The sequence below is a fragment of the Bacteroides difficilis genome, assembly GCF_048319815.1.
Classification (GTDB): domain Bacteria; phylum Bacteroidota; class Bacteroidia; order Bacteroidales; family Bacteroidaceae; genus Bacteroides; species Bacteroides zhangwenhongii.
This window is the reverse complement of sequence record NZ_CP182814.1, coordinates 783,753-808,905: the sequence shown is the minus strand read 5'-3', so window position 1 is coordinate 808,905 and position 25,153 is coordinate 783,753. Positions and strand designations below refer to the sequence as shown.

20 protein-coding genes and 1 pseudogene are annotated in these 25,153 nt (G+C 37.0%); 17 read left to right on the top strand and 4 right to left on the bottom strand.

Going from position 1 to position 25,153, the window contains the following annotated elements:
- Window positions 1-5 precede the first annotated feature (5 nt).
- The 12 genes and pseudogenes from ACNOGP_RS03155 (at window position 6) to ACNOGP_RS03100 (ending at window position 15,386) form a co-directional block, all read left to right on the top strand.
- Window positions 6-1,574: an NAD(P)/FAD-dependent oxidoreductase gene (locus ACNOGP_RS03155; RefSeq protein WP_186966350.1), complete on the top strand. Its 1,569-nt coding sequence runs from the start codon at window positions 6-8 to the stop codon at window positions 1,572-1,574.
- A complete protein-coding gene (locus ACNOGP_RS03150; RefSeq protein WP_195474691.1) occupies window positions 1,558-2,814 on the top strand; it encodes a hypothetical protein in 1,257 nt (418 codons plus the stop codon). The genes ACNOGP_RS03155 and ACNOGP_RS03150 overlap by 17 nt, the downstream gene beginning before the upstream one ends.
- Window positions 2,808-3,242: a GtrA family protein gene (locus ACNOGP_RS03145; RefSeq protein ID WP_186966352.1), complete on the top strand. Its 435-nt coding sequence runs from the start codon at window positions 2,808-2,810 to the stop codon at window positions 3,240-3,242. Before ACNOGP_RS03150 ends, ACNOGP_RS03145 begins: the two co-directional genes overlap by 7 nt.
- Window positions 3,239-4,660 (top strand): hypothetical protein, encoded by a 1,422-nt coding sequence (locus ACNOGP_RS03140; RefSeq protein WP_186966353.1) that lies wholly within the window; start codon window positions 3,239-3,241, stop codon window positions 4,658-4,660. Before ACNOGP_RS03145 ends, ACNOGP_RS03140 begins: the two co-directional genes overlap by 4 nt.
- Window positions 4,660-5,061 carry a GtrA family protein gene (locus tag ACNOGP_RS03135; protein WP_418214044.1) on the top strand — a complete coding sequence of 134 codons (402 nt, stop codon included), beginning with the start codon at window positions 4,660-4,662 and terminating at the stop codon, window positions 5,059-5,061. The genes ACNOGP_RS03140 and ACNOGP_RS03135 overlap by 1 nt, the downstream gene beginning before the upstream one ends.
- Window positions 5,062-5,175: 114 nt before the next feature.
- Window positions 5,176-6,162 carry a glycosyltransferase family 2 protein gene (locus tag ACNOGP_RS03130; protein WP_222619144.1) on the top strand — a complete coding sequence of 329 codons (987 nt, stop codon included), beginning with the start codon at window positions 5,176-5,178 and terminating at the stop codon, window positions 6,160-6,162.
- A gap of 402 nt (window positions 6,163-6,564) precedes the next feature.
- Window positions 6,565-8,367, top strand: a complete 1,803-nt coding sequence (locus ACNOGP_RS03125; RefSeq protein ID WP_418214043.1) for a thiamine pyrophosphate-binding protein — start codon at window positions 6,565-6,567, stop codon at window positions 8,365-8,367.
- A 19-nt stretch (window positions 8,368-8,386) separates the two neighbouring features.
- The gene (locus ACNOGP_RS03120; RefSeq protein WP_418214042.1) at window positions 8,387-9,349 is read left to right on the top strand and encodes a glycosyltransferase family 2 protein; all 963 of its coding nucleotides are present in this window, start codon (window positions 8,387-8,389) and stop codon (window positions 9,347-9,349) included.
- A gap of 23 nt (window positions 9,350-9,372) precedes the next feature.
- The gene (locus ACNOGP_RS03115; RefSeq protein ID WP_186966356.1) at window positions 9,373-10,077 is read left to right on the top strand and encodes a glycosyltransferase family 32 protein; all 705 of its coding nucleotides are present in this window, start codon (window positions 9,373-9,375) and stop codon (window positions 10,075-10,077) included.
- A gap of 121 nt (window positions 10,078-10,198) precedes the next feature.
- Window positions 10,199-12,034 (top strand): ABC transporter ATP-binding protein, encoded by a 1,836-nt coding sequence (locus tag ACNOGP_RS03110; RefSeq protein ID WP_195474693.1) that lies wholly within the window; start codon window positions 10,199-10,201, stop codon window positions 12,032-12,034.
- A 184-nt stretch (window positions 12,035-12,218) separates the two neighbouring features.
- The gene (locus ACNOGP_RS03105; protein ID WP_418214041.1) at window positions 12,219-13,577 is read left to right on the top strand and encodes a transposase; all 1,359 of its coding nucleotides are present in this window, start codon (window positions 12,219-12,221) and stop codon (window positions 13,575-13,577) included.
- Between the two features lie 637 nt (window positions 13,578-14,214).
- Window positions 14,215-15,386 (top strand): annotated as a pseudogene (locus ACNOGP_RS03100) (ATP-binding protein).
- 71 nt (window positions 15,387-15,457) lie between these two features.
- Here ACNOGP_RS03100 and ACNOGP_RS03095 read toward each other — a convergent pair.
- Together ACNOGP_RS03095 and ACNOGP_RS03090 are read right to left on the bottom strand one after the other, a co-directional pair.
- Window positions 15,458-16,444: an IS30 family transposase gene (locus ACNOGP_RS03095; protein ID WP_418214039.1), complete on the bottom strand. Its 987-nt coding sequence runs from the start codon at window positions 16,442-16,444 to the stop codon at window positions 15,458-15,460.
- A 184-nt stretch (window positions 16,445-16,628) separates the two neighbouring features.
- Window positions 16,629-17,240, bottom strand: a complete 612-nt coding sequence (locus ACNOGP_RS03090; RefSeq protein ID WP_418214040.1) for an HU family DNA-binding protein — start codon at window positions 17,238-17,240, stop codon at window positions 16,629-16,631.
- 623 nt (window positions 17,241-17,863) lie between these two features.
- Between ACNOGP_RS03090 and ACNOGP_RS03085 the strand changes: the two genes are divergently transcribed.
- The 5 genes from ACNOGP_RS03085 (at window position 17,864) to ACNOGP_RS03065 (ending at window position 22,675) form a co-directional block, all read left to right on the top strand.
- On the top strand, window positions 17,864-18,850 hold the full coding sequence (locus ACNOGP_RS03085; protein WP_418214039.1) for an IS30 family transposase: 987 nt from the start codon (window positions 17,864-17,866) through the stop codon (window positions 18,848-18,850).
- A gap of 132 nt (window positions 18,851-18,982) precedes the next feature.
- Window positions 18,983-19,336, top strand: a complete 354-nt coding sequence (locus tag ACNOGP_RS03080; RefSeq protein WP_195474695.1) for a helix-turn-helix domain-containing protein — start codon at window positions 18,983-18,985, stop codon at window positions 19,334-19,336.
- Window positions 19,323-20,057 (top strand): ImmA/IrrE family metallo-endopeptidase, encoded by a 735-nt coding sequence (locus ACNOGP_RS03075; protein ID WP_195533845.1) that lies wholly within the window; start codon window positions 19,323-19,325, stop codon window positions 20,055-20,057. Before ACNOGP_RS03080 ends, ACNOGP_RS03075 begins: the two co-directional genes overlap by 14 nt.
- Entirely contained in the window at window positions 20,020-20,544 is a 525-nt protein-coding gene (locus tag ACNOGP_RS03070; protein ID WP_195533846.1) for a hypothetical protein, read from the top strand. Before ACNOGP_RS03075 ends, ACNOGP_RS03070 begins: the two co-directional genes overlap by 38 nt.
- Window positions 20,545-20,593: 49 nt before the next feature.
- Window positions 20,594-22,675, top strand: coding sequence for a BT4734/BF3469 family protein (locus ACNOGP_RS03065; protein ID WP_270540844.1), 2,082 nt, complete (start codon window positions 20,594-20,596; stop codon window positions 22,673-22,675).
- Between the two features lie 177 nt (window positions 22,676-22,852).
- Here the strand turns inward: ACNOGP_RS03065 and ACNOGP_RS03060 are convergent, their stop codons facing one another.
- On the bottom strand, window positions 22,853-24,472 hold the full coding sequence (locus ACNOGP_RS03060; RefSeq protein ID WP_418214038.1) for a toll/interleukin-1 receptor domain-containing protein: 1,620 nt from the start codon (window positions 24,470-24,472) through the stop codon (window positions 22,853-22,855).
- Between the two features lie 12 nt (window positions 24,473-24,484).
- Window positions 24,485-24,997, bottom strand: a complete 513-nt coding sequence (locus tag ACNOGP_RS03055; protein WP_195533849.1) for an acyltransferase — start codon at window positions 24,995-24,997, stop codon at window positions 24,485-24,487.
- Window positions 24,998-25,153: the final 156 nt, after the last annotated feature.

Sequence of the window (25,153 nt, the reverse complement as noted above, 5' to 3'; positions counted from 1 at the left end):
TAAATATGGAAGAAATTAAGAAAACGGCGATAATTGTTGGGGCAGGTCCTGCAGGGTTGACTGCGGCTCACGAATTGTTGGCAACAGCAGTAAAACCTGTTGTCTTGGAAGAATCTGAAGAAATAGGAGGCATTTCTAAGACAGTACGCTATAAAGGTAATAGGATTGATATTGGTGGACATCGTTTCTTTTCCAAAAGTAATGAGGTGATGGATTGGTGGGGTAAAGTGATGCCTTTACAAGGAAAGCCATCTTCTGATCAAATTTTGCTTAATACGGAAGGAGAGGTGTCTTTATCAGGAAATGTTGATCCAGAGAAAGAAGATAGGGTGATGTTGCTTCGTCAGAGAGTTTCTCGTATTTTTTATTTACGTAGTTTTTTTGATTATCCCATTTCCTTAAAATTGCAGACATTTACTAATATGGGGCTGGTCCGTACTATTCAGGCTGGGTTCGGATATTTATATTCTGCGGCATTTAAACGGGAAGAAAAATCCTTGGAGGATTTTTATATCAATCGTTTTGGTCGTCCTCTTTACAAAATGTTCTTTGAAGACTATACAGAGAAAGTTTGGGGAGTTCATCCGTCGAAACTGGGTGCAGATTGGGGGGCACAGCGTGTTAAGGGGTTGTCTATTATGGCCGTATTAAAGAATATGTTATTCCCTAAGAAAAAGAGTGATGATATAAGTCAGAAGGACGTAGAAACTTCATTAATTGAAAGATTTATTTATCCTAAGTTTGGTCCGGGACAGTTATGGGAGACGGTTGCTAAAGATATTCAGCCAAGAGCGGATGTTATAATGAAAAGCAAGGTAACTCGTATTCATGTAGAAGCTAATAAGGTAGTTTCGGTTGATACGGAAGAAAATGGCAGGATCGTTAATAGGAAGTGTGACTATCTTTTGTCGTCCATGCCTATAAAGGATTTGGTTGCGGCTATTGATGGCATTGAGGTTCCGGCAGAAGTGAGTAGAATCGCTTCGGATTTGCCATATCGTGACTTTATAACAGTGGGACTTCTTGTAAAGGAACTAAAAATTAAGAATGAGACTAAAATCAGAACATGGCAAAAACGTGTTCCGGATACTTGGATTTATATACAAGAACGTGATGTCAAAATTGGTCGTCTTCAAGTCTTTAATAATTGGTCTCCTTATATGGTTCAAGACTATAAAAATACAATGTGGATCGGTCTGGAATATTTCTGTACTGAAGGGGATGAGATGTGGCAGATGGATGAAAAATCCTTTATTGAGATGGCTATTGACGAACTAGAAAGAATAGGTATCCTTAATAAAGAGGATGTATTGGATAGTACTCAAATAAAAATTAAAAAGGCATATCCTTCTTATTTTGGAACTTATTATGAACTTGATAAAGTAAAGGCTTTCCTTGATAAAATAGACAACCTGTTTTGTATTGGCAGAAATGGTCAGCATCGTTATAATAATATGGATCACTCTATGTTGACAGCTATGGAGGCTGTGAAGAATATTAGAGACAATAAAACATCTAAAGAGAACGTGTGGGCTGTAAATACGGAAGAAGAGTATCATGAAACTAAAAAATAGGATTAAACCCATATTTCTATTATATGCTTTGATTGCAGCATTATTGGGGTTGCTTGCAGGACCACCCAATTGGATTCAATGGGATACGGAAAGTTATGTTAAAGCTGGTCATGTATTGCTTAATGGAACATTAGATGTGTTTAGAACACCAGTGTATCCCTTTCTGATTTCTTTCTTTAGAATATTTTTAGGAGAGTGGTTTAGCACAGGCATCATTACATTACAAGTTTTGATGTTTATACTAAGTGTTTATTGCTTTTCTTTATTGTGCTCTTATTTCCTAAAAAATCATTTAGTATATAACATTACAGTTGCTCTATATGCATTTCATCCAACGATGCTGATGTGGCAGAAACTAATACTAACAGAGTCATTATCTATTTCTGTTATGGTGATTTTTATTTATCTGTTAGTTAAATACATTCATGATAATAATTATTCTTCTATAATATTATCTCAGTTGTTTCTGATATTTTTATTATTCCTTCGTCCGGCTTTTGTCTATCTTATACCATTAAATTTAATTTTTTGGGGATATTGGATGGCGAAAAAAAACTTTATTCGTTCGTTGGTAGGAATGTTAGGAGCATTAGTTGTTGCTGCCTTTTTCGGGTATTATTGTTATTCGTTTGAGAAGCAATATGGTATATGGGGAACTAGTAACGTTAGTGATGTTAATCAATATTGGATTCTAAGTGAAGCTGGTTTGATTGACTTGAATGCGATTCCTAATGAACAAATGAAAATAGATGTGGAGCGATTTCAAAAAGTGATATTATATCGCTCTGATCATATTATACTATTTAATATTCTACAACGGCGCTATGGATTATCAGCATGTCATGATATGGTTGTAAATTCTATTAAAAATAATTTAGGCGCATATATAAAATCTCGAATTAAAAGTTTTTGGACGGAAGGTACTGCTTCTGTGGGATGTTGGGAAGAACATAGGGATCTGCTGACGCGATTGGGCCTTTTTACTTCTTTGAATTTTTTCCAATATATCACATTCCTAATTATTTATATAGTTATGTTTTTTTGTTATTTGCGGAAAAATAGAATGTGGTTTATTTCAGTGTATTTATTATTAATTGCAGGTGGTGGTATGTTTGTTGCAATAGCTGGTGCCCCTAATTTTTGGGGACGTTTGGCAGTAACATGTATACCTGTCTCATTTTTGCTTTTTGGGCAGGAATTGGATTTTATATATACAAAATTAAAAAACAAAGAATGTTAAGTAACTTTTTCAATAAACTATTGATTGCACCGACTAATAATATTTTTTATCAGTTTGTGCGTTATACCTTTGTTGGTGGATTGGCCTTTATCGTTGATTTTGGACTGTTATATGTATTAACAGAATATCTAAACCTTTATTATGTTGTTTCAGCTACCTTGTCGTTTATTGCAGGTCTTCTAGTTAATTATTTTATAAGTATAACGTGGGTATTTGCGAAAGCTGGGGCAAGTAAGCATATAGTTGAGTTTATTTATTTTGCTTCGATTGGAATTATTGGATTATTATTGAATGCATTGATTTTATGGTTCATAACAGAATCGTTTGATATCTATTATATGTATTCTAAATTAATCGCTGCGGTTATAGTTTATTTGTGGAATTTCTTGGCACGAAAATATTTTTTATTCTCGAAAAATAGAATATGATACATTTTGATACTAAATATATAAAAATACTAGGTTTAATTTATCTCTGCTTGCCTGTTTTGATTTTCTTTATAGGTTGGCTACATTGGTATATTTCTATTCCTGCTATACTTTTATTAAGTTTCTGTTTGTTCACAGCAACTAGACAGAATGAAAGTTTTATTTTGAGTGTATCCTTAAATAAACTTCTTTTTATTCTTACTATAATATTTTGTTGGGTATTTTTGTCTGGAATAGGAAGATATGTTTGGCAAAATGATGATCATTTATGGCGGAACGCTATTTTTAATGATTTATTATATCGTGAGTGGCCAGTATATAACGGTGAATATGGATTGTGCTATTATATTGGCTTTTGGTTACCTTCAGCATTAATCGGTAAATTATTTCATTCAATGTTGTTGGGGAATATGCTCCAATTATTTTGGACATGGATAGGAATGAGTGTCTTTTATTTATTAGTTAGTGAGTATTTGGGGAAGATTAGGATAGGGGTACTTTTTATTATGATATTTTTTAGTGGAATAGATATCATAGGATATGGCGTTGAATATTTGAAGGGACATTCATGGAGTGATTTTGGAGAGTTTCTTACTTTGTTTCCACATATAGAGTGGTCTCATGGTAGTGCATTTCAAGCTTCTTCAGTAACTACCTTATTATTTTGGGTATTTAATCAAGCAGTTCCTTTTTTTGTTGGAATGATGTTGGTTTTGCAGAATAAAAATAGCAGATATACTTTGTTTATTTATTCATTATTGCTACTATTTTCTCCTTTTCCTTTTGTCGGTTTTGCTCCAATAATAGGATATTATTATATAAAGGAGATTTATGATATTGGCATTAAATCTTTCTTTAAACAGCATTTGTGTATAGAGAATTTGACAGCACTATTTATTATATTAGTGGTTGGCTTGTATTATGTTTCCAACATTGCTACGGGAGAATCTGGTTTTAGAACACCAACAAGCAGATATTTATTTTTTTTGTTAACCCAATATGGAATCTATCTAATATTTGTCTTTAAGGATAATAAGAAAGATCCGATATTAATAATAATGTGTATAACAGCAGCAATCTTCCCCTTAATACGTTTAGGAGAAGCTTCTGATTTTTGTATGCGTACGAATATTCCTTTTATTATGTATATGATGATCCTTTTTGCTAGATTTTTATATGATTCAAGTGTATGTAGGCAGTTTAAAATTATGGCTTTGCTTGTTTTTCTATTGGGAGCTATTACTCCATTTTTTGAGATTGCACGTACTGTTCGTGGCACATATGAAGAATATAAATATGGGATAGATGGTGAACAAAAAGTGACAGACAGGGATTCTATTTTTGATGATGGACTTATTGGTACCAATTTTGTGGGAAATAAAGAAAGTTTTTTTTATCGCTATTTAGTTAGAGACTGATGCAGATATGGAATAGTTTTAAAGGTTATTTTTTGAGCAGAATGTTCATTCGCTTTTTATTAGTAGGAGCATTGAATACTGCTTTTGGGTTGGGGCTTTATTGTTTTTTTGTCTATATTGGACTCTCTTACAAGATAGCAGTGTTGTTAAGTACAGTCTTAGGTGTTCTATTTAATTTTAAAACAATAGGTTCTTTAGTTTTCAAGAATAAAAATAATCATTTGATTTTACGTTTCATAGTATCCTATATAATTGTATATACTATTAACATCGGGATTATAAAAGTGTTTCTGTATATTAATTGGATTAATGAGTATTGGGCTGGGATATTAGCTACCCCAATTATGGGATTAATATCTTTTGTCTTACAGAAAAAGTTTGTGTTTATTTGCAGACGTTAAACTTAACTGATGACATAATGGGAAGCTTGATAAAAAAGATGTGAGCTGTAACAGGTTTATTTGAAACATTTTGGATAATTCGTTAATTCTCTCTACTTTTGTTGGTTTCAATCTATGTTGAAAGAACTTGAACTCAATAAATGTAACCTAACCTATTTGATTATGGAGGTAAAGAAAAAAATAAGTATTGTAACTCCTTGTTATAATGAAGAAGATAATGTCCGGGAGTTATACAATCAAGTTAAACACCAATTTGATGTTTTGACTAATTATACGTATGAACACATCTTTATAGATAATGCGTCTACAGATCGTACAATTGCTATTTTGCGAGAGTTAGCACGAGAAGATAAGAACGTAAAATTGATATTAAATATTAAAAATTTCGGACATATACGCTCTCCCTATTATGGGTTATTGCAAGCTACCGGAGATGCAGCAATATTAATGGTTGCTGATCTACAGGATCCTCCTTCTTTAATTCCGGTTTTTATAAAGAAGTGGGAAGAAGGGAATAAGATTGTGTTGGGAGTGAAGAATAAAAGTAAGGAGAATCCAGTAATGTTTGGATTAAGAAAGGTATATTATCGTTTAATGGCAAAATCTTCCTCAACAGGCCATATTAGTAATTTTACGGGTTTTGGTTTGTATGATAATTCTTTTCTGGATACTTTAAGGAGCATAGATGATCCATATCCTTATTTCAGGGGGATGGTTGCTGAATTGGGGACGGACTATTGTATAGTTAATTATACTCAGCCGCTTCGTTATAAGGGAAGAACCAAAAATAATTTTTATACTCTATATGATATGGCTATGTTGGGCTTTGTGAATCATTCAAAGCTACCTCTTCGTATGGCTAGTTTTGTTGGATTTATAGTGGCCTTACTTAGTTTATTAGCTGGGATTGTTTACTTGATATATAAATTAGTCTATTGGGATAGTTTTAGTCTAGGGATGGCCCCCTTGATTATTGGACTTTTCTTTTTTTCTTCAATACAATTATTATTTGTAGGAATAATAGGAGAATATATTGGTGCTATTTATACTCAGGTGCGAAAACGTCCTTTGGTGATAGAACGTGAAAGAGTAAACTTTTGATTCCTCACTGGATGGATTCTTCGAGAGTAATGAATTGAAACATTGAATTATCTTATGGAGTAGAAATAGAAAAGTCATCAGGCATATAAAAAAACTTAGTAGAATTTCTTTTTCTTAATTTTATGATTAATTTTGTAGAAATATAAGGTTGCTCTTGTTGAAAAATAATAGGAGATGTTTTATTGTAAAGCTATTGGAGCTATTTTATATCTATATATTAAATGTGGTAGGTTAAATAGGTCGTAAATATAGGTGCTTTGGTGTATCTGATACGGATTGCCATAAGGTCGGTTTTGCAGGTGATAGGATTGTTTTTTAATACATTAATATATGTAGGTCGGAAACAGTTTTTGTAAAATGATATGAAATTCGATTTTAGTAGCTAATTTAAAATGATGAGCTGTGGTAAAAGTTAGTGATTTTATTTTTGAACATCTGTACAAACGGTATGGGATAGATCAAGTGTTTTTGGTAACAGGTGGTGGTGCTATGCATCTTAATGACTCAATAGGACGCAATAAGCATATTAAATATGTTTGTAATCACCATGAACAGGCTTCAGCGATTGCGGCTGAAGGATATTATCGTTCGGGTGGAAAACTTTGTGTGACAAATGTGACTACTGGTCCTGGAGGGACAAATGCTTTAACAGGTGTTTTGGGGCAATGGTGTGACTCTATCCCGGGATTGTATATTTCAGGACAAGTAAAGCAAAGTACAACAATAAGTGCATGCCCGGATTTAAATCTTCGTCAGTTAGGTGATCAAGAGGTGAATATTGTGGATATAGTGAAACCTATTACGAAAATGGCTGTAATGGTGACTAATCCGTTAGATATAAAATATTATCTTGATAAATCCATTTATTTAGCACTGAATGGTCGTCCTGGTCCCGTGTGGTTGGATATTCCTCTTGATGTTCAAGGGGCTGTTATTGATGAAAGTCAGCTACGTGAATTCTCTCCTGAAGAGTTGGAAGAGAAAAAAACTCAAATAAAAAGAGAAGAGGTAGAGTTGTTAACCACGAAATTGCAGGAGGCGAAAAGTCCTGTTATTTATGTTGGTAATGGAGTACGTTTAGCCGGAAGAGTGGAACAATTCTTGTCTATTGCAGAGTCTTTGGGAGTGCCTGTTGTTACGGCTATTAGTGGTTCGGACATTATTTGGCACGATCATCCTTTATGTTTTGGAAAGCCGGGAATATGTGGTGATCGTATTGGGAATATTATGGTTCAGAATTCAGACCTATTAGTTGTCGTCGGAACTCGATTAAGTATTAGGCAGATTAGCTACGCCTATGATTTACTCGCTCCTAAGGCTTATAAAGTGATGGTTGATATTGATGCCAATGAGCTGAAAAAACCGACACTTTCTATTGATTTGCCGATTCATGCTGATATACGTGATTTTTTAGATGTTCTTCAACAAGAGGTGAAAGGAAGAAAAATTCCGTCTTTTGGCGATTGGATACAGTGGGGGCGTACTATTGAGAAGGAGTTGCCTACTTTGTTGGATGACAATCCCTCTATTCCAGGGTATATTAGTTCATACGTATTTGCTGGTGAGCTATTCAAACAGTTATCCAAAGGAGATGTAGTAGTGACAGGAAATGGAACAGCTTATACTTCTACCTATCAGGCAATGAAAGTAAATCAAGGTGTGCGTGTTTTTGCAAATCAAGGATGTGCTGCTATGGGGTATGATTTGCCTGCTGCTATTGGTGCTGCAATGGCTAATGATAAAGGTCGTACGATCTTGGTTACAGGAGACGGTAGCATTCAGATGAATATTCAAGAATTACAGACATTGTTGACCTATCGTATACCATTAAAGATATTTGTACTTGAAAATCAAGGCTATTTGGCGATAAAGACTACCCAACAATCTTTCTTCCAAGGACATTATACGGGGAGTGACCCCGCTAGTGGTGTTATATGTCCGGATATGGAAAAAATAGCTAAGGCTTACGGTATTCCTTTTATTAGGCTAAGTCAAGAAGGGGATTCTTTGAAAACATCAATAGAGACTGTTCTTCAGTATGAAGGAGCATATATTTGTGAGATAAAGATGTATCCTCTTCAGACCCTTTATCCTAAGTCTGCTTCTTTTATGGATGAAAATGGAAAAATGTCTTCTGCGCCTTTAGAGAAAATGGCTCCTTTTATGCCAGAAGACTTGCAGAAGAAATGTATATATCGCCATTAATGATAATATGGATAATAGCATGATATTACTTTCTCTTTGTATCCCTACTTATAATCGGGTGGAAACTTTGATGGTAATGTTGGATCATGTTATATGTGATCCAGATTTTGATGAAGAAGTAGAAATTGTTATATCAGATAATTGTTCTACTGATGATACGGAAATGGAGGTAAGGAAAATTACCTCTAAACACCATAATGTAAAATATTATCGTAATTCGGAGAATCTAAAAGATCAAAATTTCTATTTGGCTCTTTCTAGAGGTGAAGGAGCCTATTTGAAATTATTGAATGATTATATTACATTCAGAATAGGTGCATTAAAGATGATGAAGGATTATGTTCGCAGATACCTGAATTCGGATATCAACTTGTTTTTCTATTCTAATCTTCGTAGTCCTTATCGTAGCTTTAAGGAGGTTCAATTTGAGAATGTAGACTCTTTCGCACATGATATCAATAATAAAATTACTTGGATTGCTAATTTTGGGGTATGGAAAAAAAATTTTAGGGAGCTTGGCAATTCTGATAAACTGTGGAGAACGCAATTGGCGCAAATGGATTGGACTTTGCATGAGGTTTCATTGCGGAAAACCATTGTTGTGAACTATCATGGATATAGAGCTCTTACTGTACCCAATAAGAAGATGTCTTATGCTTTTTTTGTTCCTCATGTGATTAATTATTACGATATTTATAAAACATATATGGACCGAGGATTGATATCTCAGGGAACGGTTGATTATGACAAATATCGGGTTCTATCACATTTTGTAGGTAGTAGAATTATTCAATATCTTTACTTGGAAAAAGAGGTCTCTTTTGACTTGGTTACAGTGAAAAAAATATTGGATGAATATTTTGGCAATATTCCATATTATCGATATCTGAAATTGAAGGGTTGTTTTTTAAAAACGATGCAGAAGCTCGGTGTATTGACCGCTGTGAAGTTTATCCGTCGACTTTTCTCTCGGAAATCATAGAACATATTTTATTTAGATATTTTATGATACCTAAGATTATTCATTTGTGTTGGTTTAGTAATGATCCATTCCCGATAGAAATTAAGATCTGTCAAGAGAGTTGGAAGCGTATACTCCCTGATTATGAAATCAGGCATTGGACGTATGCGGATGCTCAGGCTATTAATTGTCAATATATTAATGAAGCTTTAGCAGTGAAGAAGTGGGCTTTTGCTGCAGATGCGGTTCGTTTTTATGCTCTATATATGGAAGGTGGAGTTTATATGGATAGTGATATATTGATAAAGAAACGTTTTGATCAATTTATTCCAGAATCCGGTTTTACTACTTTTCATGAGCATATGGGAGCGTTGCTGCAGTTGCAGGCTGCTTTTTTGATTGGAGAGAAAGGTAATGCTTATTGTAAAAATGTTTTTGAGTATTATAATAGTCGTCCTTTTATTAAGTCTGACGGTTCGTTTGATATGGAAATTTCTCCTTGTGTGATGATGAAGATTGCTCGGCAAATCGGATATAAACAACAGGATATTGAACAGCATTTATTAGATGATGTTATTATCTATCCTGGTTATTTTGTTACTCCTCGTAAGAAAATAAAGAAGCATCCGGATGCATTTGCACAACATCAAATTTATGGAAGCTGGAGAAAAAAGAAGTTAGGGCGGAAAATTGAACTTGCAATGAAGAGTTTTGGGTTATGGGTCCGCTTCTCTTTGCTTGGGAAATAAATGTGTGGAATGCTTTTGATGGGATGTCTTCCAACTAAATCGCGTTAATAATTGGCTGAAACTAATGACTGTTAATTAGTTTTGTTGTATCTTTACGCCCGAACTTATTTAAAGATAAATAATGAAGGAATTTCTACAGTTGATGCAACGTTTTGCATTGCCTTATAAAAAGTTTATCGGCTGGGCTGTCCTGCTGAATATATTGTCTGCTATATTCAATATCTTTTCGTTTACCTTTCTTATCCCGATTCTGAATATCCTATTTAAAACTGGGGAAAATGAGAAAGTGTATTACTATATGGAATGGGGGAGTGCTGGCGTAAAAGATGTTGTAGTAAATAACTTTTACTATTATATATCTCAAATGATTGCAGAGAATGGTCCTGTTACTACTCTTTTTTTCTTGGGGCTCTTCTTGATGCTCATGACAATGCTCAAAACCAGTTGCTATTTTGCTTCTTCGGCAGTGATGATTCCTTTGCGTACCGGAGTTGTACGTGATATTCGCATTATGGTATATAAAAAAGTAATGCATTTGCCGATGTCTTTTTTCTCAGAAGAGAGGAAAGGTGATATCATTGCGCGTATGAGTGGGGATGTCAGTGAAGTGGAGAACTCGATAACTAGTTCGCTAGATATGTTGATAAAGAATCCTATTTTAATTCTGTTTTATTTTACTACTTTGATTGTTACCAGTTGGCAGTTGACTCTTTTTACGATTCTTGTATTGCCGGGCATGGGCTGGCTGATGGGTAAGATTGGTCGTAAATTGAAACGGCAATCGTTGGAGGCACAGGGCAAGTGGAGTGATACAATGTCCCAATTAGAGGAAACTCTTGGAGGACTGCGCATTATCAAGGCTTTTATTGCAGAAGATAAGATGATCGGTCGTTTTTCAAAATGTAGCAATGAATTGCGTGATGCGACAAATAAAGTAGCAATACGTCAGGCTTTGGCACATCCGATGAGCGAATTTTTGGGTACTATTTTGATTGTGGCTGTACTGTGGTTCGGTGGTGCATTAATCCTTGGACAAAATTCTTCAATAGATGCCCCGACGTTTATCTTTTATATGGTTATCTTATACAGTGTAATTAATCCGTTAAAGGATTTTGCAAAAGCCGGATATAGTATACCGAAAGGTTTGGCTTCTATGGAACGTGTGGATAAGATTCTGAAAGCGGAAAATAAAATTAAAGAAATATCAAATCCTAAACCATTGAAAGGCTTGTTTGACGAAATTGTATTTAAGGATATATCTTTCAGCTATGATGGTAAACGGGAGGTACTGAAGCATGTAAATCTAACCGTTCCTAAGGGGAAAACCATAGCTTTAGTTGGACAATCTGGTTCTGGAAAATCGACTCTGGTGGACTTGTTGCCACGCTACCATGATGTACAAGAAGGAGATATTACAATTGATGGTACAAGTATTAAGGATGTGAGAATTGCGGATTTACGCACTTTAATTGGAAATGTTAATCAAGAAGCCATCTTATTTAACGATACATTCTTCAATAATATAGCTTTTGGCGTGGAGAATGCTACAATGGAGCAAGTGATAGAAGCTGCTAAAATTGCTAATGCGCATGACTTTATAATGGAAAAGCCGGAAGGATATAATACGAATATTGGAGATCGTGGAGGAAAATTGTCCGGTGGTCAGCGCCAACGTGTTAGTATTGCTCGTGCAATATTGAAGAACCCTCCAATCCTTATTCTTGATGAGGCTACGTCTGCGTTGGATACCGAATCGGAACGTTTGGTACAGGAGGCATTGGAGCGTTTGATGAAAACGCGTACGACAATAGCTATTGCTCATCGACTTTCTACTATTAAAAATGCAGATGAGATCTGTGTATTGTATGAGGGGGAGATTGTAGAACGCGGTAAGCATGAAGAGCTAATCGAAATGAATGGCTATTATAAGCGTCTACATGATATGCAACAGTTATAAGACTTTGCATCTTGTCGTAATTATTGGATGAAATTAGGAATATCCCTAATTCGGGATATTCCTAAAATAATAAAATTAAAGGCAACTACTTCATTGCGAATTAGTTGCCTTTTTTGTATCTTTAAGCACTCCCCCCAAAAAACGGTTTGACGGCCAAAACGGGGGTAATTAACAATAAAAACACATGGTAAAGATACAAAAAATTTCAGAAATCGAACCTAGTTTAGGTTTTACCGAGTTCGATATACTAAAAAAATATCGTCAAAGTTTTGCAACGAGTGAATTAGGTCGGCTCCATTCTCTGTTTCCTTTCTCGGCACTGGCCCGCCAAATGCATTTGAAGTCTTCCGCTTTGGGGCGTAAAAGTTATTTTTCTCCTGAAGGTAAAATAGCCTTGATGGTCTTGAAGTCCTATACCAACTTCTCCGATTCACAACTGATCGAACATTTAAACGGTAATATTCATTACCAGATATTCTGTGGTGTTCAGATTGATCCTCTTCATCCACTGACCAATTCAAAAATCGTCAGTGCAATCCGTCAGGAACTGGCGGCCCATCTTGATATTGAGTCCCTCCAGCTTATTCTGGCTGAGCACTGGAAACCTTACCTTGAAAACCTTCATGTCTGTATGACCGATGCCACCTGTTATGAAAGTCATCTGCGCTTTCCTACCGATGTCAAACTTTTATGGGAAGGTATTGTATGGCTTCACCGTCATCTGTGCAAACATTGCCGTACATTGCACATACAACGTCCCCGTAACAAGTATCTTGATGTAAGCCGCGCCTACCTTGCTTATAGCAAACTTCGTAAACGCAGGAAATCACAGACCCGTATGATTAAACGCAGGTTACTTCAGTTGTTGGAAAAGTTACTTGAGCAGCTGAAGCTGCTTCATTCCTCCTACAGGGACAGGCTTACACTATCCTCCGATTACCAAAGACGTTTCTCGGTCATACAGAGGGTCCTTGAGCAAGGAAAGTATTTATTTGCAGGTAAAAAAGTGTCCGACCGTATTGTGAGTATCGACCGTCATTACCTTCGTCCCATTATCAGAGGCAAGGAAACCAAATCCGTTGAATTCGGCGCCAAAGTCAACAATATACAGATAGATGGGATCTCCTTCATAGAACATATCTCCTTTAAGGCTTTCAACGAAGGAATACGTTTGAAGGACTGTATTCGTCTGCAACAACAACTGACCGGGGTTAGAGTGAAGGCGCTTGCAGCGGATTCAATCTATGCTAATAATGCCAACCGGAAATTTTGTACAAGATATCACATCAGTACTTCCTTTAAGCGTAAGGGCAGAGCTGCCAAAGACGAGCCGCTTCGTAAGATCTTACGGTCGGAACTCGGCCGTGAAAGAGCCACCCGCCTGGAAGGAAGCTTTGGAACACAGAAACAACATTACTCACTGGCCAGGATAAAAGCCAGAAACAGGAGAACGGAAATGCTTTGGATTTTCTTTGGAATACATACGGCCAATGCGGTATGTATGATAGAAAAGGTTGAAAAGAAAATAAGAAAGGCAGCATAATCTGACTAAAATGAGAGGTAAACAGGAGAGGTTTTAACTTCCCCTAAAAAAGACATGTACATAATGCAAGGTTGGAAGAGAAAACATAAGAATATGTAAATAATATTCCATAAAAAAGGATGAAGGAATGGGGAGTTGACAGAAAAAATTAAGAGAAAAGCTCACGTAAGGTAAAACTTTTCTCTTGATTTATGAGAAAGAGGAACATTTACTGAATATCCCTAATTCTAACGAATCAATTAGACATTTCTTTGCCTGCAAATAACTCTTTTTGGCGGACGAATAACTGTAAAACGTCCTCTGGGACGTGCAGACCACGGAAAAATGTTTTTCCATGATATCCCTAATTAGTAGTTCTCCATTCGTGTCTTCTGCAAGCATTTCTACACGATTAAACTTATATCTTCATACTAACAAATGCAGGGCTTTAAATGTTGATATGCAAACTATTTGGCTTTTTATATTATTCTCTGCATCCTATATAGAACAATTCATTAAATGTTATCATTTAGTTCTGTAAAAAATGTTGTAAATATGGGGCAAATTGCTGAATAAAAACTGTAGTTTTTCTAAAAAGTGCTAGTTTTATTCAGCAATTTACTCTATATTTGTCTGTATAACCCCAAAACAAGAAATGATGGATACGCTTTATAGGTCATACCGGATGTTGCTTGACAACATATCCACTGATTTTATCCGTTATCTCCATGATGAGATAGAGTGGAGTAGTAGGCTTATTGCTATTTTAGGTCCACGCGGTGTTGGTAAAATAACTATGCTTTTGCAACATATCAAGCTGTATGATAATATTGACGAGACCTTGTTTGTGACAGCTGATGATTTGTATTTTGCGGAACATAAACTGTTTGATCTGGCAATGGACTTCTATCAGCATGGGGGAAAAAACTCTATATTGACGAAATACATAAGTATGCTGGTTGGGCTCGGGAGATAAAGAATATATATGATCTGATTCCAAAACTGCAAGTCGTGTATAGTGGTTCCTCTATATTGGATTTGGAAGTCGGAGAGGCTGATTTGAGTCGTAGAAAGTTGGAATATCGTATGGTAGGATTGTCTTTCCGCGAATACCTTGCCATTTCGTATGGTTATCATTTACCAGTTTATTCTTTGGAAGATATACTGAAACATAAAGTAGATTTTCCTTATGCCGAGGTGCGTCCTATTTTATTGTTTAAGGAGTATTTACAGCATGGTTATTACCCTTTCTTTCAAGAAAAGGGATATTTGCTCCGTTTGCAAAGTATCATTAAGCAGACTTTGGAAAATGATATACCGACTTTTGCGAATATGAATATAGCGACAGCATTAAAGTTGAAAAGACTGTTATATATCATAGCGAAAAGTGTTCCGTTTAAACCAAATTTTACCAAGTTGGCGACTTTGCTTGATATGAATAGAAATACGGTTTCCGATTTGATGTGTTATCTGGAAAAGGCTGGAATAATTAATCAGCTTCGGGCAGAGACGGAAGGTGTCAGACTTTTAGGCAAAGTGGACAAGGTGTATCTGAATAATACGAATTTGGCTTATGCACTTTCTGACAATACACCGGATATTGGTAACGTGCGCGAAACGTTTTTCTTTTCTGCTCTGCGAGTTGTTTGTCCGGTAACTACATCGAATGTTTCTGATTTTACGGTAGGTGGTTATACTTTTGAAGTAGGTGGAAAGAATAAATTGCAGAAGCAGGTGCATGATGTGGAGAATGCGTATGTTGTGAAAGATGATATTGAGTACGGAATGCGTAATGTGGTTCCTCTCTGGGCATTTGGTTTTTTATATTGAGATGGTATATGTATGTTTGTACGATGTGGACTTATGCTGAATTCAATTTGTAAATGCGACACCTCCTTATTTTATAAGTTCAATTTTTTCTTGAGCTGCTTAATCTTTCTAAAATTTTGTGCCTCTTTGGGTGATAAAAATCCCAATCTTTTTCTTGGTCTTTGATTAATTTCTAATGTAATTTCCTCTATATATTGGTGTGTAATATATTCGAACGAAATGCCTTTCGGTATATATTGCCTGACTAATCCATTTAGGTTTTCATTTGCTCCTCTTTCCCATGGGTGATGTGGTTTTGCAAAGTAAAAATCTATCCCTAATTCTTTCGCAATATATTGGTGGTCTGCAAATTCTGATCCATTGTCTGAAGTAATTGTATGTATTCGCCCTTTATATGGTCTCAATAGTTGCACGGTTGCTGCCGCCACATATTTAGCTTCCTTACTTGGCAACTTGTATGTCCATAGCCACCCAGTTTTTCTTTCATTTATTGTAAGAATAGCCCCTTTATTATTCTTTCCAATAATAGTATCCATTTCCAAATCTCCCCATCTCTTTTTTTTCTCCACAATAGCAGGTCTTTCCGAAATATCCTTGCGATTGGGAATACATCCTCTACTATTATGTGCGGAACCTCTCTTTCCATGCTTCCGCCCCTTTCTTCTAAGTGACCGATATAAATCCCCGCCTTTTCGTTTATCGTCCCATATCCACTGATAAAGCCTCTCCACGGAAACCATCGGGAAGCCTAGCCCCTTACATCTTCCTACTATTTGTTCCGGGCTATAATTCAGCTGGACAAGCATGGCTGTGGCTCTGGCCTTGACACACTCTGTGAATTTCTGTGGACGAATACGTTGCTCTTTACGACGTTCGTAACGATACTGTGCATAGTCAGCATCATAAGAGTCCGTGGAATTCCATTTATTGCGACATAACTCACGATAAAGGGTACTACGATGAATACCCAGCAAATGGGCTATTTCATCTTTTTTAATTCCTGCTTGCAGATACGCTTGTAATTTGTATCTTTGTCCTTCGGTTAATTGTTTCATCATGCGACTGATTTGGTAGGAGATTGAGGGAGCAAGATAGAAACTTTATTCCAAGGGAGAAGCAAGATGAAGATTTTTTTCATCCGCTTCTCTCTAAAAATATTTTTCTAAACTATATTCTCACTCAACTGTCGCATTTATAACTTGAACTTAGGCTTTTCTCCTGCATCTCTCATAGATTTCCGATTTATCTCTCATAATATCCTGTAGTCGGAACGTAGATGGGCTGTGTCGGTTTTCCGATATTTTTCAACTTGCCTTCCGCTTTCAACCGGCGGAGTTGCCGTGCCGCCATGCTTTGGGTGAATTCACAAAGCGATTGCATTCTGGAGCGTGTCAGGGCGACATTGGTTACAAAATATTCCGTCAATTTATTATCTATTTCTTCTTGGGAAAGGGAAGCGGAGTGTGGTTTGTATTTTGAGCGTCGCACATGAGTAGCTATACATGCACTTCTTAGATCTCTGTCGGCTTGGAAGCGGATGGACTTAAATTTTACTTTATCAGCACGGGTGCTGAGCGAATGTACCGGTTCGGTTGTTTGCAAAGTGATTTGAAAATAACCGATTCCGTCCAAATGTACTCTTTCTCCTTCGCGGAGATGATTTCCCATGCATCTGCTCAATTCCATCAACATAGCTTCTACTTCTGATTTTCCGAAAGTAGTTGCCTGATGAATTTCTATTGCCAACCTTTGAGAAGTGACGTGTTGAAAATTAACCACTCTTGGGTGGTAACTTGGTTCTTCCCCTTCTTTTTCCGGTTGAGGATTCTTGTAAAACTCGAATTGTATTGCCATTTCTGTTTTGATTTAATGGTGATTTATATGTCAGGCTACTTATGTTGTTGGCATATCTTGCCTTTGTTTTCGGATAATTTACCGGCATTATAATCGTTCCACTCTAGTAAATGGTTCTGTGCACTACTGTGAACGGTACTGTTCACTAGAATAGACGGATCTGAACACTGGAGTGGAACGGTTGCAATGCTTCATCAAAGATACGACATTTGGAGCTGGAAAACAAGAGATTAGACAGTCGTTTTCATATAAAATACTGTAAGTTGTTTTGTGGAATACAGCTTGTTGGGAGAAGGAGGAAAAGGAAGTATGAGAGATACGGACGGAAAACATGAGAGATGCAGGAGAAAAGTATGAGAGATACTTTGAATTTCTGCATCTCTCATAATATAACCGTCTAGTAATTAATAGTTTATATTGATTTATGAGAGATATGAGAGATGAATACCAAATATTTCAGAAGGAGGGGTTCCTAAGTTCAAGTTATAAATGCGACAGTTGAGTGAGAATATAGTTTAGAAAAATATTTTTAGAGAGAAGCGGATGAAAAAAATCTTCATCTTGCTTCTCCCTTGGAATAAAGTTTCTATCTTGCTCCCTCAATCTCCTACCAAATCAGTCGCATGATGAAACAATTAACCGAAGGACAAAGATACAAATTACAAGCGTATCTGCAAGCAGGAATTAAAAAAGATGAAATAGCCCATTTGCTGGGTATTCATCGTAGTACCCTTTATCGTGAGTTATGTCGCAATAAATGGAATTCCACGGACTCTTATGATGCTGACTATGCACAGTATCGTTACGAACGTCGTAAAGAGCAACGTATTCGTCCACAGAAATTCACAGAGTGTGTCAAGGCCAGAGCCACAGCCATGCTTGTCCAGCTGAATTATAGCCCGGAACAAATAGTAGGAAGATGTAAGGGGCTAGGCTTCCCGATGGTTTCCGTGGAGAGGCTTTATCAGTGGATATGGGACGATAAACGAAAAGGCGGGGATTTATATCGGTCACTTAGAAGAAAGGGGCGGAAGCATGGAAAGAGAGGTTCCGCACATAATAGTAGAGGATGTATTCCCAATCGCAAGGATATTTCGGAAAGACCTGCTATTGTGGAGAAAAAAAAGAGATGGGGAGATTTGGAAATGGATACTATTATTGGAAAGAATAATAAAGGGGCTATTCTTACAATAAATGAAAGAAAAACTGGGTGGCTATGGACATACAAGTTGCCAAGTAAGGAAGCTAAATATGTGGCGGCAGCAACCGTGCAACTATTGAGACCATATAAAGGGCGAATACATACAATTACTTCAGACAATGGATCAGAATTTGCAGACCACCAATATATTGCGAAAGAATTAGGGATAGATTTTTACTTTGCAAAACCACATCACCCATGGGAAAGAGGAGCAAATGAAAACCTAAATGGATTAGTCAGGCAATATATACCGAAAGGCATTTCGTTCGAATATATTACACACCAATATATAGAGGAAATTACATTAGAAATTAATCAAAGACCAAGAAAAAGATTGGGATTTTTATCACCCAAAGAGGCACAAAATTTTAGAAAGATTAAGCAGCTCAAGAAAAAATTGAACTTATAAAATAAGGAGGTGTAGCATTTACAAATTGAATTCAGCGTTTAAATAACTATAAATGAGCAAACCTTTTGTGGCAATATTTGTATATATAATAAATTATAGGTAATTTTGCCACAGAAATTGAAGGAGACACTCATGAAAACGATTAATCAAATTATTGGAGAAAATCTAAAGAAAATTAGAGAGTTGTCCGGTTTTACGCAAGAGCAGATAGCCAAATCTATTGGGATAGAGCGTTCTACGTATAGTAATTATGAAGGAGGAACAAGAGAAGTTCCGTACGATATTTTAGAACGGCTTTCAAATCTGTTTGGCTGTGAACCTTTTATTCTGTTTGAAGATAATATTCAAACTGATAATGAAATTATGGCTACTGCTTTTAGACTTTCCGATTTAGAAGATAGTGATTTGAAAGAAATAGCTAATTTTAAGGATATTGTGAAATCATATCTCAAAATGGAACGAATAGCCCAAGATGAAGCTGAATAAATTTATAATAGAAAGACAAGTATCAGAGTTTCGTACAGATAATGGGCTTAGTTTATCCGAACCTATTACATTGAAAAGTCTGCTCCTAAAATTGAACGTGCTTACAATTTTCAGACCTTTGTCTGAGAATTTTTCAGGTATGTGTCTAAAGGATAATTCCGGACACCGTTTCATGTTAATCAACTCTCGTCAACCGCGAGGAAGACAGCATTTTACGATTGCCCACGAATTGTATCACTTATTTATAGAAGAAAAACCGACACCACATAAATGCAATCCGGGATACAGTAAAAATAAAGTAGAGCAGAATGCGGATATGTTTGCCTCCTCCCTATTAATGCCGGAAGCCGGAATTTGCCAGTTAATACCTGAAACGGAATTAAATACTAGAAATATTTCCATAGCAACGATTTTAAAACTTGAACACTATTTTTCTGTTTCTCGTTCGGCTCTGCTATATCGATTATTAAATATTGGGCTCATCTCGGAAAATACACGTTCTCAACTTGCTGAAATAGGAGTAAAATACTCAGCAAAATGTTTTGGATATGATACAGCCTTATACGAAGCCGCAAATGAGGGGTTAGTTATCGGTGACTTTGGAGAGAAGGCACGTAATTTATTCGATAAAGGAAAAATTTCAGAAAGCCATTATATGGAACTACTCAGTAAGATTAGTATCAATGAGACACAAAAAAACGAAAATAGTACTCGATGCTGATGTGATTATCCATTTTATAGAAGCGGGTAACTTTTCACTATTGCCTGATATATTCCCCGAATATGAATATATAATATTGGACGTGGTTTATAATGAAGTTTCAAAGAACTCTAAAACAAGAGATTTTATAGATAATTATCTCTGCTACTTTTCCAAATTAAGAAAAGAAAAATTTTCTCCTAAAGGAGAATCTATGAAAGAGTATTTCTTGTTACAACGTAGACTGGGGCAAGGTGAAAGCGCGTGTATGATTTATTGCAGAGATAATCAGGATGTATTAGGAAGTAGTAATTTAAGAGACATAAAAGAATATTGTTCTCAAAATAATATCACGTATCTGACAACCCTTGATTTTCTGTATTACGCTTATTGCAGAAAAAGAATGACACAACAAGAATGCACTGAATTTATGCAAGCGGTAAATGATGCAGGAAGTAAGCTTCCTGTCATTGATATAACTCAATATATATGTACTGTGCAAATCTAATTGTAAACAACAGCCCTACACCACACATGCAGGACAAATAAATAAAATAATGAGAATAACACAAGTGAGAGACGATGGCAAGGTGAATACACTGCGTACGTTGAGAATTGAGCAGCTCGTGGAGCTGATGAAAGTGGAAACCAAAGCACAGCCCGTCTCAAAAATGAGAGAAGTCCTGCCCTATATGCTTCCCGGTGATAAAAACGACTATGTTCAGAAAGTGCCGAAACTGCTTCCTGCTGCCGCATTTGTCCGTAGAAACGGGGTGATGGTTATGGCGGAATACAATGGAATTGTAATGATTCAGGTGAATAATCTGTCGGGGCCTATGGAGGCCGATGAAGTGAAGAAGTGGGTGAAGGAACTCCCGCAAACGTATCTGGCATTTGTCGGTTCTTCCGGGAAGTCTGTCAAGATCTGGGTACGTTTTACTTATCCTGACGATCTTTTGCCGGTCACCCGCGAACAAGCGGAATTGTTTCATGCGCACGCTTATCGGTTGGCGGTGAAGTTCTACCAACCTCAACTTCCTTTTCATATTGAACTGAAAGAACCTTCGTTGGAACAGTATTGTCGCCTGACTTTCGATCCGGAGCTGTATTTCAATCCCGAATCAATGCCGATTTACATGAAGCAGCCCGCATCTATGCCCGGCGAGACGACTTATCGTGAACAGGTACAGACGGAGACTTCCCCTTTACAACGGCTTGCGCCCGGATATGAAAGTCATGAAGCGCTTTCCGTTCTGTTCGAAGCGGCTTTTGCGCGGGCGCTGGAGGAACAGGAGGAATTTCAGCCGGACGGAGATATACATTCGTTGCTGGTTGCCCTTGCGGGACATTGTTTCCGTGCAGGTATTCCCGAAGAGGATACGGTACGGTGGTCGCGCGCTCATTATCACTTGCCGAAGGATGATTTTCTGATTCGGGAGACGGTGAAGAATGTCTATCGTTCCGGACGTGGGTTTGCCGATAAGAGCAGTCTGCTTCCCGAACAGATATTCGTTATGCAGATGGATGAGTTTATGAAACGCCGCTATGAGTTTCGTTTCAACCAGTTGACTACACAGGTGGAATGTCGGGAGCGGAATACCTTTAATTTCTATTTTCATCCGGTGGACAAACGGCAGATGGCAAGCATTACGATGAATGCGCAGTACGAGGGGCTTAAGCTTTGGGACAAGGATGTGGTGCGTTATCTGAATTCCGATCATGTTCCTGTGTATCAACCAGCTGAAGAATTTCTTTATGACCTTCCCCATTGGGATGGGAAGGATCATATTGGGGATCTGGCAAAACGGGTGCCTTGCGACAATCCTCATTGGCCGCATTTGTTTCGCCGTTGGTTTCTCAGCATGGTAGCGCATTGGCGTGGAATGATGAGGAAGAATTATGCGAATAGCACTTCGCCGATATTGGTTGGCCCGCAGGCATACAGGAAATCTACGTTCTGCCGTTTGATTTTGCCACCGTGTCTGCAGGCTTATTATACGGATAGCATTGATTTCAGCCGGAAGCGGGATGCGGAACTGTATCTGAATCGTTTCCTGTTGATTAATATGGATGAATTCGACCAGATCAGCATTACTCAACAGCCTTTCCTAAAGCATATTCTTCAAAAACCGGTTGTGAATACAAGGCGTCCCAATGCTTCGGCGGTGGAGGAACTTCGGCGCTATGCTTCTTTTATCGGTACGAGTAATCATAAGGACTTGTTGACGGACACTTCCGGCAGCCGCCGCTATATCGCTGTCGAGGTGACGGGAGTGATAGATGTCGTCCGTCCTATTGATTACGAACAGCTTTACGCGCAAGCGATGGCGGCATTATATAAGAATGAACGGTATTGGTTTGACGAGCGGGATGAGGCCATCATGACGGAAGCCAATCAGGAATTTGAGCAGTCGCCCGCTATTGAACAGTTGTTTCAGGTGTATTATCGGGCGGCAGGAAAGGAGGAAGAAGGCGAATGGTTGCTTGCTGCGGATATATTGCAACGTATACAGAAAGCCGCCAAAATGAAATTCTCCTTCGGACAAGCCACCCATTTCGGGCGTATCCTGCGACGGTTGGGAGTAGAGTCGTTCAGGAAAACACATGGGGTTTATTATCATGTAGTGGCTTTGGAGTGATATAATTGCTTAATATATGTATTTTTGTTTTGCGCACAAAACGTTTTTGTGACAAATTTGTTTTGCGCTCAAAACAAATCTTGTATAAGTATTTGGGTTTTGATGTTAGATAAAACGTACCGAAAGTTTGTTGCTTAACTTTCGGTACGTTTATGTTAATATATTGCATTTGTTTTATTAATAAAGCTTATGTTCTTCTTTTTGTAGAAGCAGGTGTTTAGCTAATGTTAAAGCTTCGGGAGTGATAAACTTTCCATGTAGCTCTTTAATAATATCTTCTTCCGTGAATGGTATATAATCTATTCTCTCACGTTCGATTTTATCTTTTGCACTATCAGTATATACTCTGAGTTGGTCGTTAATAGTTTGAGAAGGATCTGTCTCGATTATAGCATATGAAAACAGCTCTATTTCTAGTCTGTCACATTCTATAAGACCAATTTCAAAGATTCCTTTTTTGAAATTGGTCGCTATCTTATTCTGTAAACGCAATTCCTCATTTAATGCTCTGCTAAAAAGGATTTCGGGGTCTAATTGCATATTACTTTTTGAATCCCGTACAGGGTTACCATCTTTATCCAAACGGAGGTCTTTTAATAAGTGGACGGTTTCGTCATAGCTGAAATGCCACATATTTTTAGCTTGAATGAGATTGGAACGTTTTACCCATTGTAAGTATTCTTCATGCCCATGTTTGACGATAATAAATCCTCCTAATCCTAAGGAGCATAGAAAAGGAGCGAAATTACTAATATTGCTTAGTTTGATATTAAATTGCGCTTTTTTCTTTTTTAGCAAGTGATATAGCTCACCGGTAAATTTGAATGTATAGTAGTCGGACTGATATAGATCAATGTCTAATGTACTTTTCTCGTCTCCGGGAGTTCTGGACGGGCGGATATTATAGACTCCTACCATAGGTCCATTAAACATTAAAGTGTTAATCTTAAGGTCTTTCTCGATAATAGCTACCGCTTGTTCACGTGCTTGATCTATAATCTTTTCTGCCTCCTGTTGTGAAAGATTGCACTGTTCACAAATGAAGCCAACCATTTGCATATAGATTTCTTCGTTTTCGATCTCGTAGCCTTTATTGTACTGAGCCAGTTGTTGTCTCCACTTGTCGCTCTTATCAAGAAAGCTTTTTATACGATGGGCGGACTCGGGAGTCGGATTGACGTAAAATGATTTTCTCAGCACATTGAAATGTATGTCTTCGTTATCATATACATCTGTATTGCATTCTAATGGAGTGAATGAGCCAAAAGGAGTTAATGGCTTCTTTAAACAAATTTGAATACCTATGCGGGCTAAGATAATGTCAACGGCAAGTTTTCCGTCATCTTGTTCGGGGAAATCATCAATGAGCGATTGGAGATCTCTAAATCGCTCATTGCCTTCAATATATTCGGAAAGTGCAGGGATGCGTGATAGCTGTTGAGAGTTACAAAGCCATTGTATCTCATTTAAGCGTTCGGAGAAATCACGATGGTTATTATAATTTAATTCTGTGCAATCTGGAAAGTACGGAAAACAGAGAATTTGCTTCTTGAGGGAGAAAGCATATTCCAGCTCTTGCTTTACATAGTTTGATTTTATGGATTCTTTTGTGTAAATGAGAAGAAAAGCGGACGAGTCCCGAATGTTCTGTTTTATTTCTTCACCAAAATCTTCACTGGGCTTTTTATATAGATTCTCTATATCAATCCAAGTGGTAATGCCGTTTGTCTCAAAATCTTTCAGGAATGCGTGTACGATATCGAAATTTTTCGAATAGCTGATAAAAATGTCTTTCATGATGATTATATGTTATAGGTTGATACTCCTTTGGGGAATGGCAGGATTACCGTAAGCTAACATGAAGTCTGCTATTGATTTGGTTACCACAGAGCCTGCGCCTACCATTGCCGCACGACCGATTGTGATACCGCAAACAATGGTGGCGCCGGAACCGATAGAAGCTCCGTAAGAGATAAGGGTATCGCTTCGTGTCCAATCTTTGCCGGTTTTTAATGTGCCGTCCGGATTGATGGAACGAGGATATTTATCGTTTGTAAATGATACATTTGTGCCAATGAATACACCGTCTTCGAGAGTGACTCCTTCATAAATACTATTGTTGTTTTGTATTTTTACATTGTTACCTATTCTAACATTATGATCGACGAATACATTACGGTGAATTCGGCAGTTTTTGCCGATTTTACAACCGGACGCCAAGTGGGACATAGCTTCTATTATTGTATTGTCACCAATTTCGATTTGATCCTCCAAAATAGCTGTTGGATCGATTTTTACATTTATTCCTATTTTCTGACTCATGACTTTTTGTTTTATAATTTGGCTAATATCCGTTTTTTTGTTCAGATATACAAGAATATTAAGGATTTTTTTTTGTGGGATGAGATAATGGAGATGTTTGTTGGATATTTCTATTTTTATTATTATCTTGCATAATTAATTTTAAAACTAAAATAA